This window comes from Acinetobacter sp. FY683 (genome assembly GCF_059515885.1).
Map to the genome: position 1 here is coordinate 1 of NZ_JCAKNA010000007.1, position 16089 is coordinate 16089.

The 16089-nt window shown below is 37.9% G+C and carries 10 protein-coding genes; 7 read left to right on the forward strand and 3 right to left on the reverse strand.

What is annotated here, in order from left to right:
• Window positions 1-192 precede the first annotated feature (192 nt).
• Genes hsdR through AC5YDH_RS05325 form a run of 5 tightly spaced genes read left to right on the forward strand, consistent with a single transcriptional unit; the run spans window position 193 to window position 8023 of the window.
• On the forward strand, window positions 193-2565 hold the full coding sequence (hsdR, locus tag AC5YDH_RS05305) for an EcoAI/FtnUII family type I restriction enzme subunit R (RefSeq protein ID WP_496117381.1): 2373 nt from the start codon (window positions 193-195) through the stop codon (window positions 2563-2565).
• Between the two features lie 56 nt (window positions 2566-2621).
• On the forward strand, window positions 2622-4097 hold the full coding sequence (locus AC5YDH_RS05310) for an N-6 DNA methylase (protein ID WP_496117382.1): 1476 nt from the start codon (window positions 2622-2624) through the stop codon (window positions 4095-4097).
• A 15-nt stretch (window positions 4098-4112) separates the two neighbouring features.
• Window positions 4113-5753, forward strand: coding sequence for a restriction endonuclease subunit S (locus tag AC5YDH_RS05315; protein WP_496117384.1), 1641 nt, complete (start codon window positions 4113-4115; stop codon window positions 5751-5753).
• The gene (locus tag AC5YDH_RS05320; RefSeq protein ID WP_496117385.1) at window positions 5753-6658 is read left to right on the forward strand and encodes a protein NO VEIN domain-containing protein; all 906 of its coding nucleotides are present in this window, start codon (window positions 5753-5755) and stop codon (window positions 6656-6658) included. Before AC5YDH_RS05315 ends, AC5YDH_RS05320 begins: the two co-directional genes overlap by 1 nt.
• Window positions 6659-8023, forward strand: coding sequence for an AbiJ-related protein (locus tag AC5YDH_RS05325; protein WP_496117387.1), 1365 nt, complete (start codon window positions 6659-6661; stop codon window positions 8021-8023).
• Window positions 8024-8483: 460 nt separating this feature from the next.
• Here AC5YDH_RS05325 and AC5YDH_RS05330 read toward each other — a convergent pair whose 3' ends face one another.
• The 3 genes from AC5YDH_RS05330 to AC5YDH_RS05340 form a co-directional block, all read right to left on the reverse strand.
• Window positions 8484-9767, reverse strand: a complete 1284-nt coding sequence (locus AC5YDH_RS05330) for a ribonucleotide-diphosphate reductase subunit beta (protein ID WP_496117389.1) — start codon at window positions 9765-9767, stop codon at window positions 8484-8486.
• A 151-nt stretch (window positions 9768-9918) separates the two neighbouring features.
• Complete coding sequence (locus AC5YDH_RS05335; protein WP_496117391.1) at window positions 9919-10050, reverse strand: hypothetical protein; 132 nt, start codon at window positions 10048-10050, stop codon at window positions 9919-9921.
• 104 nt (window positions 10051-10154) lie between these two features.
• Window positions 10155-12986: a ribonucleoside-diphosphate reductase subunit alpha gene (locus AC5YDH_RS05340; RefSeq protein ID WP_496117393.1), complete on the reverse strand. Its 2832-nt coding sequence runs from the start codon at window positions 12984-12986 to the stop codon at window positions 10155-10157.
• A gap of 593 nt (window positions 12987-13579) precedes the next feature.
• Here AC5YDH_RS05340 and bfmR point away from each other — a divergent pair.
• Both bfmR and bfmS read left to right on the forward strand, forming a co-directional pair.
• On the forward strand, window positions 13580-14296 hold the full coding sequence (gene bfmR, locus AC5YDH_RS05345; protein WP_154772953.1) for a response regulator transcription factor BfmR: 717 nt from the start codon (window positions 13580-13582) through the stop codon (window positions 14294-14296).
• A gap of 38 nt (window positions 14297-14334) precedes the next feature.
• On the forward strand, window positions 14335-15996 hold the full coding sequence (gene bfmS, locus AC5YDH_RS05350) for a sensor histidine kinase BfmS (protein WP_496117395.1): 1662 nt from the start codon (window positions 14335-14337) through the stop codon (window positions 15994-15996).
• Window positions 15997-16089: the final 93 nt, after the last annotated feature.

Below are 16089 nucleotides of genomic sequence, written 5' to 3' on the forward strand. Positions count from 1 at the left end.
TTTTATTGGTTGAGTTTTTAAATTAAAAAAGAAAAGAAATACTAGTTTTTTAATTGATTTATTGTTTATTTGTTATTAATGGTTTGGGAAATTTATGTATATTTTTTATTTATGAAGAAATTTTATTAAATCTTTGATTAATATTGAAAATTTTATTATTCTAATGATAATAATTAAATGTGTGGCTTTAAAATGGATAAAAAGAAACTTTCCGAGCGAGATATATGCAGTAAATTTATTAATCCAGCATTAGAGTTAGCTGGTTGGAGTGCACATCAAATTCGTGAAGAAGTCACTTTTACCAAAGGTCAAATCATGGTTCGTGGCAAATTGCATACACGTGGTGAAACCAAACGAGCTGATTATATTCTTTACTATAAAAAGAACATACCGATTGCTGTGATTGAAGCCAAAGACAATAAACATACTTTAGGTGCAGGTATGCAGCAGGCTTTGGGTTATGCTGATGCCTTGCAAACACCATTTGTATTTTCAAGTAATGGCGATGGTTTTTTACTGCATGATCACACAGGCTTATTTCAGCCAAAACAAGTTGAAACTGAGTTAGGTTTAGACCAGTTTCCATCACCTGAGTGTTTATGGACACTCTATCAACAGCATCACGGGATTGTGAGCGAAGAAGCAAAAGAAATTATTGAATATCCTTATTATGATGATGGTTCAGACCGTACGCCACGCTATTATCAAACCAACGCCATTAACAAAACATTAGAAGCCATTGCACGTGGTCAAGACCGTGTTTTATTGGTCATGGCGACAGGCACAGGTAAGACATATACCGCCTTCCAAATTATTTGGCGCTTATGGAAATCAGGTGCGAAGAAGCGCATTTTATTTTTAGCCGATCGTAATATTCTGGTTGATCAAACTAAAAATAATGACTTTAAGCCCTTTGGTGACAAGATGACAAAAATCACCAAACGCTCGATTGATAAAAGTTATGAAATCTATTTGTCGCTGTATCAGGCGGTCACAGGTTCAGAAGAAGAAAAGAATATTTATAAGCAGTTTAGCCCTGAGTTCTTTGATCTGATTGTGATTGATGAATGTCATCGTGGCAGTGCCAAGGAAGATTCGGCTTGGCGTGAGATCTTAGAATATTTTAGTGCTGCGACTCATGTGGGTTTAACCGCAACACCTAAAGAAACAAAAGACACCTCTAACATCACTTACTTTGGTGAGCCTGTATATACATACACCTTAAAACAAGGGATTCAAGATGGTTTTCTTGCACCTTATAAAGTGATTCGTATTGATATAGATAAGGATTTGCAAGGGTGGCGACCAGCTAAAGGGCAAAAAGATAAACACGGTAATGAAATCGAAGATCGTATCTTTAACCTAAAAGATATGGATAAAACACTTGTCCTCGAAAAGCGTACAGAGTTAGTCGCTAGAAAAATTACAGAGTATTTGAGCAGTACTGACCCGTATTCCAAAACCATTGTATTTTGTGACAATATCGACCATGCAGAACGGATGCGTCAGGCATTGGTCAACCTGAATCCTGACAAAATCAAAGAAAACCGTAAATATGTGATGCGGATTACAGGCGATGATGAAGAAGGCAAGGCTGAGTTAGATAGCTTTATTAATCCTGAAGAACGTTATCCTGTGATTACGACGACATCCAAGCTTATGACCACAGGTGTTGATGCACAAACCTGTAAATTGATCGTGTTGGATCAACACATTCAATCCATGACTGAGTTTAAACAGATCATTGGTCGTGGTACTCGTGTCAATGAAGATTTCGGTAAGTCGTGGTTTACCATCATGGACTTTAAAAAAGCCACTGAGCTGTTTAGCGACCCTGCATTTGATGGTGAGCCTGTAGTGATCTATGAACCGAAAGGTGATGATCCTATCGTACCACCAGAAGAAACAGAGGATTCTGAAGGCGGTGATGACACAGCGCCAAAACCTTTTGATCCACCATCAGGTGGGGATGAGGACGATGATACTGAAGGTGAACCACCGAAAAAATATGTCGTGAACAATGTGCCTGTCAAAGTCATAGGCGAGCGTGTTCAGTTCTATGATAATGATGGCAAGCTTGTTACCGAATCCCTGAAAGATTACACCCGTGAGCATATTTTGAAGGATTATGAATCCTTAGATACCTTCTTGAGAAAATGGAAAGGTGCAGAAAAGAAATCACTGATTATTGACGAATTTCAAAAGCAGGGTGTGATTTTTGAAGCATTGGAAGATGAAGTCGGCAAGGACTTCGATGCGTTTGATTTAATTTGCCATATTGCCTTTGATCAGCCAGCATTGACCAAAAAAGAACGTGCTAACAATGTCCGTAAGCGCAATTACTTTACCAAATATAATGAGCAAGCCCGTCAAGTCTTAGATGCACTACTTGACAAGTTTGCTGACCAAGGCATTAAACCAATTGAAGATGTACAGATTTTAAAAGTGCCACCGTTTAATCAGATGGGGTCATTGATAGAGATTATTCAATCGTTTGGCTCGGTTGAAGAATATACAAAAGCACTGAAAGAACTGGGTAATCAACTTTATGATGATGTGTCTTAAGGACGCATTCTGCTACACTCATCTGCAAATTTAATCTAATGATTTGAAGTCGAATTATGAGCATTTCGGGAACAATTAAGTCTATTCAAGATACCATGCGTGAAGATGTGGGCGTGGATGGTGATGTACAACGTCTAGGTCAGTTGGTGTGGATGTTGTTCCTGAAAGTGGTGGATGACCGTGAGACTGAAGCAGAAACTTTGGCGCTCTTAGAGGGTCAGACCTTTAAGTCTCCAATTCCTGTAGAATTTCGCTGGCGCAATTGGGCAGCCAACGATGAAGGCATCACAGGCGATGCTTTAAAAGACTTTATTGATAATCAACTGTTTCCACGCTTACAAAATCTAGCACAAGAAAGTGATGACCCACGTGCCCGTGTGGTTCAAGCAGTCTTTGCCGATGCCTATAACTATATGAAGTCAGGTGGTTTAATCCGTAAAGTGATTAACCAAATCCAAAAGGGTTTTGACTTTAATAAATCATCTGAACGTCACGCTTTTGGTGATATTTACGAGCAATTGTTGCGTGATCTGCAAAATGCCAAAAACTCAGGCGAGTTTTATACCCCTCGTGCAGTCACCACGTTTATGGCACAGATTATTGATCCAAAATTAGATGAATCTGTGCTTGATCCTGCATGTGGTACAGGGGGATTTTTAACCTCTGCTATTGAGCATAAGCGTGAGCAATATGTAAAAAATGCCGATGATGAAAAAGTCTTACATGACAGCATTTACGGCATTGAGAAAAAACCTTTACCGCATTTGCTTTGCACCACCAATATGATTTTGCACGGCATTGATGTGCCTGTAAAAATCCGTCGTGACAATACCTTATCTTATCCATTGATTTCATGGACAGCAGATAAGCGTGTGGATGTAATTCTGACTAACCCACCATTTGGGGGGACGGAAGAACAAGGCATTGAGAAGAATTTCCCGTCTAAGTTCCAAACCCGTGAAACAGCCGATTTGTTTATGGTGCTGTTGATTCAGCTTTTAAAAGCCAATGGTCGTGCAGCCGTGGTTTTACCTGATGGCTTTATGTTTGGTGAGGGGATTAAAACTGCCATTAAAGAAGAGCTGATGGAGAAATGTAATCTGCATACGATTGTACGTTTACCGAAATCTGTTTTTGCACCGTACACTTCCATCAGTACCAATATTTTACTCTTCACCAAAGGCAAAAAGACCGAAGATATTTGGTTCTATGAGCATCAACTACCACAAGGCGTAAAAGCGTATAACAAGACCAAGCCGATTCAACTCAAAGAATTTGATTCATTAAAAGCATGGTGGGGCAATGAGGCTGACGGTTTTGCCAGTCGTGTTGAAAATGAACAGGCGTGGAAAGTTTCTAAGCAAGAGATTTTAGATCGTAACTACAACTTAGATATTAAGAATCCGCATCAAGCGGAAGAGGAAGTCAAAGACCCTGAGGAATTGTTGGCGCAGTATGCGGATTTACAGGCTGAGATCAGCAAAATCCGTAATCAGCTAAAAACGATTTTAGATGAAGCGTTAAGCCAATAATTTAGGGTGAATGAGATGACCAATGTAAAACAGCTCATTACAGAGCATTTGGATATTTGGCTGACTGCGGAAACAGAGAAAAAGTCAGGGCGTGGGCGTAGTTCGGGTTCGAGTGATACGATTTATGGTGTGCAGAAATTAAGAAATTTGATAGTAAACTTAGCAACAAATGGCAGATTAGACACTCATAATGTTAATGAAAATGCAGTTCGTCTTGATTCTTTAAATTTGGATTTTTCTTCTAAAAACAAGTATAAAAAAACGAAAGATGCAAAAGTTACTCCACCACATAAAAATTGGATAACAGCTTCTTTAGGTGAAGTTATAAAAATAAGTTCAGGAGATGGCTTAACAGCCAAGCAAATGAACCAAGAAGGTAAAATTCCTGTATATGGTGGCAATGGTATCACTGGATATCATGATCATTATAATGTTTGCAAACCGACTCTAGTCATTGGTCGTGTAGGTTACTATTGTGGTTCTATTCATATAACTCAAGATCAAGCTTGGGTAACTGATAACGCCTTTATTACGCAGTTTTCAGAAGAATGTTTTACTATTAGTTATCTAGATCTTTTACTAAAATCAATTGATCTGCAAGAAAATTCTAGTGCTACTGCTCAACCTGTAATTTCAGGCTCAAAGATTTATCCACTTGTGATCCTTATACCACCAATCGAAGAACAACACCGTATCGTTGAAAAAGTTGATGAACTGATGCAACTGTGCGATCAGCTTGAGCAACAACAAACTTTAAGCAGTGATGCCCATGCCACATTGGTCGATACTTTGCTTAAAGCCTTAACCGAATCGAGCGATGCCGATGAGTTTCAAGACAACTGGCAACGCATTGTGGCAAATTTTGATGTGCTATTTACCACGGAATACAGCATTGAGCAGTTAAAACAAACTGTTTTACAGCTTGCTGTGATGGGTAAATTGGTGAAGCAAGACCCAAGCGATGAGCCTGCAAGCGAGTTACTTAAAAAAATTGCTGATGAAAAAGCCAAACTGATTAAAGAAGGGAAAATTAAGAAGTCGAAGCCTTTGCCTGAGATTGCTGAGGATGAAAAGCCTTTTGAATTGCCTTGCTCTTGGTTATTCAGCCGTTTTGTAGAGATTAATGACATTCGTTCGGAGTTAGTGAAATCTACTGAGTTTTTGAGTAGTTATCAAATTGCTCCTGATATTATTGAAAAAAATACAGGAAAACTATTAGCTACTCGTACAGTAAAAGAAGCAAAAGTTACTGGACCAAATAATAAATTCTATAAAGGGCAAATCATCTACTCTAAAATTCGTCCTTCTTTAAATAAGGTGGTGATTGCACCATATGATGGTTTATGTAGTGCAGATATGTATCCAGTCAATACATTTATTAATAATGATTTTATGTTGTTATCTATTCTATCTGCACCATTTTTAGAACAAGTCAAACAGCATGAAAATCGATTGAAAATGCCAAAACTTAACTTGGACAGCCTTAATTCTTTTGTTGTGCCTATTCCACCATTAAATGAGCAAAAACGTATTGTAGAAAAAGTAAATCAACTTTTTTCTATGATTGAACAGCTTCAAGCTTTACAAAGTAAATTACAGAAAACCAAGCTCCATTTAGCAGATGCTTTGGTGGTGAATGCAGTGGAGGGAGTGTGATGAGCTGTCCTTCTAGCTATACACAATTTAAACGTGAAATGCCTGAATCAAAAGACGTGATAACATTGCTAAATTACGTTGAAGATGAATTAAAGGGAAAGGTAATCCATCATAGTGGGCATGGTGATGAAACGAATAAATTTGAAGGTGCTTTGACTTATCTATTTCCTAATGATACTGCGGTCATGATTGCTTTAAATAAAGGTTTACCAAGCCTTTATGTAAATAAGATTTTGCCGAACAAAGAATTGTTGCTAAACCAACTTACTTTTACTTTAGAACCGAAAAAGGAATACGTAAAACGAATTTCAAGTAAAAATAAAGGTTATCATGAACATTTAGATCATCCCGATAATCGTGATCTATTAACACCTTCGGAGAAAAATCCTGTATTGCTCCTTAGTAATTTGTCTGTAGTACAAGCAAAGCAAATCGTCGATGTCATTGCGAACGGTAAAGTGATAAAGCCTATTTCACCTAAAGATTTAGAAAAAATTCTGGATGAAAAAAATAGAATTGGACTTGATGGTGAACTCTTTGCACGTGAATGGGAAATTCAACGATTAATGAAAGATGAAGGTGCAACACGTGAAGAAGCAGAGACTGCTGTTGAGCATGTTGCCTTAGAAGATTCTAGTTTGGGCTATGATCTCAAGTCAGGGTACAAAGGCAAAAAAAGATTCATTGAAGTTAAAACAACGGAACGAAACAAAGAAGCTGATTTCTTTTTTACGATTAATGAATTCAATGTTCTTAAAGACTTGAATGCTAACGCATACATTTATCGTGTGACGCTCGGTGAAAAAGAGCCTGAAATCATCCGAAATCCTTTCGGTTCAAAAAAGACAGATGCTTTTGAAGCGATTGCATTTAAAGCCAGTTTGAAAGATTTTGAGAAAAAATAAATGGAACGTGGCGAACTTATAAAATCTGCTGCTCATTGGTTAAATTGGTTTGAAGATGAGGCAAGTACAGTTGAAAATTTAAGAAAGTTCCTTTGGAATACAGGTTACCTCGACCAATGGCTTATAGTAGATAAGCATAAAAAAGGGATTTCTAGTAATAAGATTAATCGTATTCTTAGCTCTTTAAAATGGGAACATTGTCTTAAGTTTTGTCTAGAAATGTCTAGAAAAATGCCTGAGCCAGCTCTATATAACAATGTTATGTTTTTTTATGATGAGGATATTCCAGCAATTAGTATCGATTCGCGTAAAGAAATTATAGCGAATTTACCTGAAGAGTTTTGTGGATCCAATTCTAAGATCAATTTTTTAAGAAAGTACTTTTTTATCTCTCCTTATCAAAACTACATGGTTAAAGATCCTGAGCCATCAGTTTTCGATAAATTGATAGAAATTGTAGATGAAAAAAATGAATGGTCCTATGAAAAATTATTTGAACGTATAGGAGCTTTTAATTGTGCGACTCGAACTTTTAGAAAAGTGATTTTAGGTATTCTAGATCCTAATTTTAGAACAGAAGAAGAAAACACTAAATTAGTCAAAGTGTTCAATGAAATATTGAGTAAAGATAGTTGTGCATTAGTACCAGATAAAGAGAAATCAAAATATCGTACTCGATATAAATTTACTGAAGTTAGAAAAACTACAAGTAAAGCTCCACAACGCTTAATTTTTGGTGCAAAAGGTGTAAAGCCAAATTTTGGCATAACCGATGTAATTGATGGAGACATTAATCTAGTAGTTAATGATGGCGAAGCACTTATTTATGATCAAAAAATTGAAGATCGTTTAAATTGGTCTGAACTGTTGGAATGGTGGGAAGATTACAACTTAGATTCCAAACTTTCTCTTAAAAAACGTTTAATTGAATCGTTGGATTCTGAGCCTGAAATTCTGTTTTTTAAATCATATTTCCAAAATTTTTATTCCCAACTCGGTGAAGAACTACCTGCGCTAATACCACAAGTCTATGTGGCGTATGACCCAATTTCAGCGAAAGAACTTCCAAATGGGAAAACACGGATTCGTCAGCGTATCGATTTTCTTATGATCTTACCGAATCTTAAACGTGTGATTATTGAAATTGATGGCAAGCATCATTATGCACGTGACGATGGTCGTGCAGATACTAAACGATATGCTGAAATGGTGAGGGTTGACCGTGACTTACGTTTAAGAGGTTATGAAGTTTATCGCTTCGGTGGTGCAGAGTTCTATAACGATCAAAATACACCCGAAGATAATGCGGTATCTGTTGTAAAAGACTTCTTTACCGCATTGTTTAAACAACATGAAATTTTATAATTTTAAAAAAATGAAAGCTATATAGATGTATCTATATGATTTTTAAATACTATTTTTTCTTCCTAGGCATTGGTAGGCTAAATGCAGTTCAATGCTTGTAGGAGTTTAATAAATTGATTAAGCTAGATTTTATAGCGTTAGCAGTTGTGAAATAGTTGTTTGCGTAGATCTGGTATATGTCGGTTAAACTTGCTTAGTTTCGGAGCAGGAGAGACAGCCTAAGAATTTAGGCAAGTAAAATATACAAGTCATAAATCCTTTTCGATAGTGTTTCTCTTGTACACAGGCGATACAAGAACAATCAGTCCAGTTTAACTGGGCTGATTTTTTTTCTAAGAGAACAATAAAAAATAGAGCCTAATGGCTCTATTTTTATTGAACAGTTGAGTAAATTTGTAACAATCTCGTAATATGTGTCAAAAATCTCATATCAACTGTCATTTAACGTCTTGTTCTTTTATTACCAGCTTAACGCGCCACCAGTTTGGTAATCCGTTACGCGAGTTTCGAAGAAATTCTTCTCTTTACGTAAATCCATCATCTCAGACATCCACTGGAATGGGTTATTCACACCAGCAAACTGCTCAGGTAAGCCCAATTGGCTTAAACGACGGTTACAAATAAATTTCAAGTATTCTTCCATCATCGCAGCATTCATGCCCAATACACCACGTGGCATAGTGTCACGCGCATATTCGATTTCAAGCATAGTACCTTCAAGAATCATTTGAATGATTTCTTCTTGGAACTCAGCAGTCCAAAGGTGAGGGTTCTCAATCTTGATTTGGTTAATCATATCGATACCAAAGTTCAAGTGCATAGACTCATCACGTAAGATGTATTGGAATTGCTCAGCAACACCGTTCATCTTATTACGACGACCCATAGACAAGATCTGGCTGAAACCACAGTAGAAGAAAATACCTTCAAGTACGCAATAGAATGCAATCAAGTTACGAAGTAAGATTTGATCGTTTTCAGGTGTACCCGTTTGGAAAGTAGGATCACTTAAAGACTGAGTATATTTCAAGCCCCAAGCCGCTTTACGAGCTACTGACGGTACTTCACGGTACATGTTGAAGACTTCGCCTTCATCCATACCTAAAGATTCGATACAGTATTGGTAAGCGTGAGTATGAATTGCTTCTTCAAATGCTTGACGAAGAATATACTGACGGCATTCAGGGTTTGTAATATGACGATAAATTGCAAGAACCAAGTTGTTTGCAACCAAAGAATCGGCAGTAGAGAAGAAACCTAAAGAACGCATTACGATAGTACGCTCATCTTCAGTTAAGCCATTTTCAGACTTCCAAAGTGCGATATCGTGGTTCATGTTAACTTCTTGAGGCATCCAATGGTTTGCACAACCGTCTAGATACTTTTGCCAAGCCCATTCGTATTTGAATGGTACAAGCTGGTTCAAGTCAGCACGACAGTTAATCATTGCTTTATCATCAACTTGTACACGCTGAGCACCCATTTCAAGCTCTTCTAAGCCAGGTGCAACATCTAAAGTTTCTAGAGCGTTAGATGCTCTTGCCAACGGATCGGCTGGATCTGTTGATCGGCTTGCAACGGTTCGAGTGAGTTGTGGAGCTGCCACACTCGACGATTTGTTGCTTGCATGAGATACCACTTGCGAATCAGTCGCTTTTTGCGGTTCGACGGGCGCAGACTGCTGTGTTGATGCAGTTTGTTTCGGTTCATCATCTTCGAAATCGTCCCAACTAAGGATAGACATATTAATTCTCTCTTCGTTGCTTTATATCTTTTATTTAGACATCTAACTTACGAAGTTCAGATGTCCCTACTATACGCTTAATTTGTGTAAGCAAAATTAAGTTTTACCAAACTTTGTTTTAATCTTGTTCGAAAACAAGCAAAGTTCCACACTACTTATTTTGATTACGCTGTTGTTTTCTTACTTTTACCCAAATGTAACCTAGTGGGATGTAAAACAAGACAATAAAGGAAACAACCAAGGCAACGAGCCCTAACATGTAGTTATGCGTCATATGTTCCATGAGTGTTTCCTTTGTTTGTATTTTTTAATCTCCCTAAATCCCTCTTTAAGAAAGAGGGACTTTTCTCCCTCCGTTAAAAAGGAGGGTCGGGGAGGATTATCTAATTATTGACAAGCCTCACAATCAGGATTGTCAATTGAACAAGCCATCGGTACTGGAGCTGCTTGACCAAAACCTTCTTCTTCGACAGCTTCAGGTTTTGTTGCTTCTACTACAGGTGCTGCAACAACAGGAGCCGCAGTTGCAGTTGCTTTAACAGCATTCAACGCGCCAGTGTTAATTGTAGATTTCTCTGCAGAAGTTGCACCCAATGCACGAAGGTAATAAGTTGTCTTAAGACCACGTAACCACGCCATTTTGTACGTCATATCCAATTTCTTACCATTTGCACCAGAGATGTAAAGGTTAAGAGATTGTGCTTGATCGATCCATTTTTGACGACGTGATGCAGCATCAACAATCCAACGTGGCTCAACTTCAAATGCAGTTGCGAAGATTGCTTTTAATTCGTCAGGAATACGAGAAATCTTCTGAACAGAACCTTCGAAGTGTTTAAGATCGTTCACCATTACAGAATCCCAAAGACCACGATCTTTTAACGCACGTACTAAGTACGGGTTGATCACTGTAAATTCACCTGAAAGGTTAGATTTTACATAAAGGTTTTGGAAAGTCGGTTCGATAGACTGAGAAACACCACAAATGTTAGAGATTGTCGCAGTAGGAGCAATCGCCATTACGTTTGAGTTACGCATACCATCTTTTTGAACTTTAGTACGTAAAGTATCCCAGTCCAAACGAGTTGTACGGTCAACCTCGAACATACGTTCAGGACGTGATTTAGCAACAAGGTCTAAAGAATCAATTGGTAAGATCCCTTGATCCCACAATGAACCTTTAAATGTTTCATAAGCACCACGTTCAACAGCTAAATCGCTAGATGTTGAAATTGCGTAGTAAGAAATCACTTCCATAGACTCATCGGCAAAATCTACCGCTTCATCTGAACCGTAAGCAATTTGCATTTCGTATAAAGCATCTTGGAAGCCCATGATACCCATACCAACTGGACGATGTTTCAAGTTCGAGTTACGAGCTTGTTCAACAGCGTAGTAGTTGATGTCAATTACGTTATCTAGCATGCGAACAGCAGTTTTTACTGTGCGAGCAAGTTTTTCACGGTCTAAAACACCGCCTTGAACGTGTTGTACAAGGTTAATCGAACCTAAGTTACAAACTGCGATTTCGTCTTGGTTTGTGTTTAACGTAATTTCTGTACATAAGTTAGATGAGTGAACTACGCCAACATGTTGTTGCGGTGAACGTAAGTTACAAACGTCTTTGAATGTGATCCATGGGTGACCTGTTTCAAACAACATAGAAAGCATTTTGCGCCATAAATCTTTAGCACGTACTTTCTTATGAAGCATGTCAGTTTCTTTAGCAATTGCTTCGTAGTGTGCATAACGCTCAGCAAACTCAGCACCTGTTAAATCATGAAGATCAGGCGTTTCAGATGGTGTGAATAAAGTCCATTCAGCATCTTCAAATACACGTTGCATGAATAAGTCAGGAACCCAGTTCGCTGTGTTCATGTCATGTGTACGACGACGATCATCACCAGTGTTCTTACGAAGCTCTAGGAATTCTTCGATGTCTAAGTGCCAAGTTTCTAAGTATGCACAAACTGCACCTTTACGCTTACCACCTTGGTTAACAGCAACAGCAGTATCGTTTGCCACTTTAAGGAATGGAACAACACCTTGTGATTTACCGTTTGTACCTTTGATGTACGAGTTCAATGCACGAACAGGCGTCCAGTCATTACCTAAACCACCTGCCCATTTAGAAAGAAGGGCATTGTCACGCATAGAACCATAAATGTTGTAAAGGTCATCTGCGATGGTTGTTAAGTAGCAGCTAGAAAGCTGTGGACGTAAAGTACCTGAGTTGAACAACGTAGGCGTAGAAGCCATGTAATCAAAGCTAGACAATAAGTTATAGAACTCAATTGCACGTTCTTCACGGTTTTCTTCATTTAATGACAAGCCCATTGAAACGCGCATGAAGAATAATTGCGGTAATTCAAAACGAACGCCATCAGAGTGAATGAAGTAACGGTCAAATAAAGTTTGAAGACCTAAGTATGTAAATTGGTTTGAGCGTTCTGGTTGAATCGCTGCAGCCAATTTAGCAAGATCAAATTTTAATAATTCTGGAGAAAGAAGCTCAAGTTCAACACCTTTTTTTAAGAATGTTTCTAAAGCATCACTTTCTAAAGTTTCTGTCGAAAGACCTAAGAACTCAAGACCTGTTGCAACTAAGTTGTCACGTAATAAACGAGCTGTTACATAGGTATAGTTTGGCTCTTGTTCAATACGAGTACGCGTTGCCATCATCATTGTTGTAGAGATGTCAGTCGCTTTTACACCGTTATAAAGGTTTTTAACTGTTTCATCGATAATCGCTTGAACGTCAATACCTTCTAAACCTTCACTTGCTTTTTCGATAGTCGCTTGAAGACGGCTTAAATCTAAAGGTGCAAGCTGACCATCTGTTCCCGTAATTTGTAATGTAGGATGGTGATGTGCATTTGTTTGCTTACGTGCTTCAGCGCGTTGTTCGCGATAAATAACATAAGAACGTGCAACTTTTTGTTCCCCAGTACGCATAAGCGCAAGTTCTACTTGGTCTTGAATCTCTTCAATATGAATAGTACCGCCAGAAGGCAAACGACGCTTGAAGGTATTTAATACCATTTCTGTAAGCTGAGAAATACGATCATGAATGCGGCTAGAGTCTGTGCTCTGTTGACCTTCAACTGCTAAAAAAGCTTTACCAATCGCAACGGCAATTTTTTCTGCATCAAAAGCAGCAACATCGCCAGTGCGTTTAATCACCTGAATTTGACCGGGTGTTGATGTGATTACGCTCATTGTCAGCATAGCTCCATATGTCATCTATTTTTATGTTTATGGACCATTTGAACTGGGCAGAAAATAGGCCACAGTGTATGAGGGATAAACACAAGACTTAGTGGTTTAGATTTGATTTACACACAAGATACGGGAAAAAATAGCTTAGATCAATATTGACATTTCTCTTTTTTCTTTCTTGCTTTTCTAATCTTTATTTACAAAAAAATTCCATAATTTTTGTATTGCTTAATGATGCCTTATGGCACAAGGGCATAGCATAGCAAAGCTGAGATTAAGTGCTTATAGATAAACTTGTGGATAACTAAAAAAGGTTTAGAACAAGCAGACAGTTTCTGATCAAACAATGAAATAGATCAAATTTAATACTAATTGTAACTTTTTGTGTTATTTTTTGAGGCGAAAAATTGTCGTAAAATGAAAATTTCAAATAATTCAATACGTAAAAAAATATAACAAATTGCTACTTTGATGTATCTGTTTCGTGAACAGAATCTTGTTTACAATGTAAACGTGTGTATATTGCAGTGATATATTTAAGCGTATCTCTTGGATTTATAAAGAATACGTTATGACTAATAAAGGGGCATCTAATGAGCCAAGAAGAAAAGTTACCTAAAATTTTGATTGTTGAAGACGATGAGCGTCTTGCGCGTCTGACTCAAGAATACTTAATCCGTAATGGACTAGAAGTTGGGGTAGAACCAGATGGCAACCGTGCCATTCGTCGAATTATTGCAGAGCAACCAGATATGGTTGTGCTTGATGTGATGTTACCTGGTGCAGATGGTTTAACCATTTGTCGTGAAGTACGTCCGCATTATCATCAACCTATTTTAATGCTTACAGCACGTACAGAAGATATGGATCAAGTTCTTGGTCTAGAAATGGGCGCAGACGATTACGTTGCTAAGCCTGTTCAACCACGTGTGCTTTTAGCGCGCATTCGTGCATTACTTCGTCGTACAGACAAAGCACCAGAAGATGAAGTTGCTCAACGCATCGAATTTGACGACTTAGTCATAGATAATGGTGGTCGTTCAGTGACATTACATGGTGAACTTGTTGACTTCACAAGTGCTGAATATGATTTGCTATGGTTATTGGCTTCAAATGCAGGTCGTATCTTATCTCGTGAAGATATTTTCGAACGTTTACGTGGTATTGAGTACGATGGTCAAGACCGTTCAATTGATGTTCGTATTTCACGTATTCGTCCAAAAATTGGTGATGATCCTGAAAATCCTAAACGTATTAAAACAGTACGTAGTAAAGGATATTTATTCGTAAAAGAAACAAATGGTATGTAAGTAAATGAGCTTTATCTGGTCTAGCATAGGACGCTCTCGTGTTTAAACACCGTATATTTTTGCGCATATATGGCGGTTTAGTCGTATTGGTAGTTTTGGTCGCACTCTTTGGTTATCTATTGGTGCAGATCATTAACTATCAACGTGCGCAAGAATATCGAGAGTCTTTAACTGATGGTCTTTCTTACATTATTACCGAAGGTATTGATCGACAGGCTAATCAGCAACAAAAGTTAGACTGGATTTCTGATGCATCTGATTTATTGCAACTACCGATATATTTTGTAGATGCAGATAAAATTAGCTTAACTCGAACAGAGAAAAAGCGAATAGATGAGCAAAAAGCAGTTGTCCGTTATGATGCAAGTAATGCTGTTACTTATGTCATATTAGGTGTTAAAGATAATCCAGATCATTATATTTATATCCGTATAGATAGTTTTAATGAGCGCCAAATGAAAGCTTTACCCGTTTTCATTATGGATTATCTTGTGTATTACCCTGGACAAGAAAAAGAATATCTACAAAAGCTTCAAACTAGATTTTCATATCCTGTAAGTATTGAAAATATTCAAAACTTGCCTCTAGATTCTGAACAGATTGGGCGTTTACGTTTAGATCATAGTATTGTGCTGTATCGTGATAATGCGAGTACACGTGGTACCAATGTTTCAATTGTATCGCCTATGACCAACTCGCATTCACAAGTTTTAGTTTTAGGACCTATTCCGCTGTTTAACTGGATGCCATTCCAATTGGCGGCTGGTATTACCTTGCTAAGTTTGTTTGTTTTAAGTCTGGGTGTTTATGGCTTACTTATACCTATGCAGCGTAAAGTGAGACAAGTAAATCAGGCTTTAAATGGAATGAAAGCAGGGGATATGAGCATTCGACTTCCTGTGGAAGGTTCAGATGAAATGGCAAGTTTGGCTTCTAGCTATAACAATATGTCAGATCATATTCAGCGCTTAATTGAATCACAACGTGAATTGATGCGTGCTGTATCACATGAGTTAAGAACGCCCGTTGCTCGAATTCGTTTTGGTCTAGAAATGCTTGCAGAAGACGATGATTATAATAGTCGTCTGCAACAAGTAGACATGATTGATAAAGACATTGAAGCACTCAATAATCTTATTGATGAAATTATGACCTATGCTAAATTGGAGCAGGGTACACCATCATTTGATTTTGAAAAGATTGTTCTGCTTGAAGTTTTAGAGCAAGTGGTGACAGAAACAGAAGCGTTAAAAACGAAAAAAGAAATTGTGTTACAAGCACCAGCCGAGTCTTTAGTGGTAGATGCAGAGCATCGCTATTTACATCGTGTAGTACAAAACTTAGTGGGCAATGCTGTTCGTTATTGTGACGATAAGGTTGTGCTAAGCGGTGGTATTAATAGTGATGGTAAAGCATATATTTGTGTTGAAGATGATGGTGCGGGTATTGCCGAGCAAGATCGAGCACGAGTTTTCGAAGCATTTTCGCGTTTAGATGACAGCCGTACACGTGCATCGGGTGGATATGGTTTGGGGCTTTCAATTGTCAGCCGTATTGCATACTGGTTTGGTGGAGAGGTTAAGGTAGATTCAAGCCCATCACTAGGTGGTGCAAGGTTTATTATGACATGGCCTGCAAGACGCTTTAAGAAAGCCAGAAAAAATTATTTAAAAGGTATGATAGAACATAAATCTGAATAGTTTAACTTTAAGCGTTTACCTATTGAGGCGTGCAATAGAGTGCATTTGAATAGAGTATAAAAAAGCCAGTTTTAAAACTGGCTTTTTTATGTC